The 1,631-nt window shown below is 60.8% G+C and carries 1 protein-coding gene; it reads left to right on the top strand.

Annotated elements, in window-relative coordinates; genetic code table 11:
• Positions 1–206 precede the first annotated feature (206 nt).
• Positions 207–1,631 (top strand): PAS domain-containing protein (locus LXM94_RS25825; RefSeq protein ID WP_235774748.1); only part of this gene is annotated, 1,425 nt, incomplete at its 3' end.

Genomic DNA, 1,631 nt, shown 5'->3' with positions numbered 1-1,631 from the left:
GGCGGGCCGGGCGACTCCGCTTCGGACAGGGGCGACCCCGGAGTGTGACGACTGCGCGCCAATTCACCCGCAATCACCGCCAATGTGCGGGAAAATGTCTGAGAATCGGGCATATTCTCTCAAAAATACCGCTGCATTAACAAAGGTCACACCAGTTTCGCGATAGGAGTAGCGATCGATCCATCTTGGAAGGCCGACACAACACGATGAATGGCATTTGGGTGCAGTTTGTTGGCAATCTCGCATTCGTCTGTTTGGCGATGTCGCTCTGGGCGCATCTGGCGATCTGGTTCCAGCGGATTCTGTCCGAATACACCAAAATCAGCCTTGGACTGATGACCGGCCTCACTTCCGTCGGTTCCATCCTGCTCGCGTTCGAGTTCTCGGCCGGTCTCTATACGGATCTGCGGTTTGCGCCTCTTGCGCTTGCAGGTCTTTTCGGCGGGCCTGTCGCCACCTGTCTCGCTGCGACGATCGCCGTGCTCTTCCGCGTTTTGATCGGCGGCGTCGCGATGATCGACGGCGTCATTGCGATGGTTGCCGTCGCGGCCATCGGCCTGGCCATCCATTTCGTCATGCGAAAGAGAGCTCCCTCGCTGCTCGACATCGCACTTCTGACGCTTGCGGTCGGGACCGTGATCCTGGTGTCGCTGGTCGCGCTGCCGAACGTTGCAAAGGCCCACACATTGGCCGGCGTCGGCCTGCCGATGATCCTTTCGAACTGCGCGGCAACCGCGCTCTGCGGTCTCATGCTTCTGAAGACGCAACAGCTGAAGCTCGAGCGCAGCATGCTGGAGACGGCGTTCTCGCAGTCGCCCGACTATCTCTATGTGAAGGATCGCGACAGCCGCTTCGTTACTGTCAACGACAACATGGTTCGCCTGTTCCGGTTCAGGTCAGCGGCAGAGATGACCGGTCTTACGGATTTCAGTCTGATGACTCCGCCGCTGGCGGAAGAACTTTATCACTACGAGCAGGAGATCATGCGCACCGGGAAGCCCCTCACGGATTCGCTCGAGCATATCGGCGACCGGGTCATGCTGGCCTCGAAGGTGCCGCTGCGCGACAGCGACGGACGCATCATCGGGCTGGCGGGCGTGACGCGCGACATCACGGAACGCACGGCGCTGGAGCGGGAACTCCGGGAAAGCAGGAAACTGCTTTCGCATGCGATGGCCGGCATGTCCGACGGCTTCGCCATGTTCGACAAGAAGGGTTTTCTGCTGTTCTGCAATGAACAGTATCGCAATGCCTTTCCGCTGTCGGGAGATGTCCGCGTCGTCGGCGCGCATGTCCGCGATATCCTTATACGCGTCGTCGAAACCGGCGAGAGAGCGGGACTGACGGCCGAGACGGCCGGCGACTGGGTCGAGACATCCGTTGCCGCGTTTCACAGCAATAGGGACGAAGAGATCCAGCATTGGAATGGCGACTGGCGCAGCATCCGCATGCGGATCGGAGAGGACGGTACGGCGATCGTGGTCGTCTCCGACATCACCGCGACGAAGGAGGCGGAAATCGCCCTGAGGCTGTCGGCGGAACAATTGAAGAGCCTTGCCGAAACGGACGGGCTGACCGGCATCGTCAACCGCCGGGCCTTCGACGAGGCATTCGCGCGCGAGGCGGCAAGA

It is taken from the genome of Rhizobium alarense (assembly GCF_021555155.1).
In the GTDB taxonomy this organism is placed as follows: Bacteria; Pseudomonadota; Alphaproteobacteria; order Rhizobiales; family Rhizobiaceae; genus Rhizobium_D; species Rhizobium_D alarense.
The sequence above is the reverse complement of the archived record's forward strand: the minus strand, read 5'-3'. Positions and strand labels throughout refer to the sequence as shown.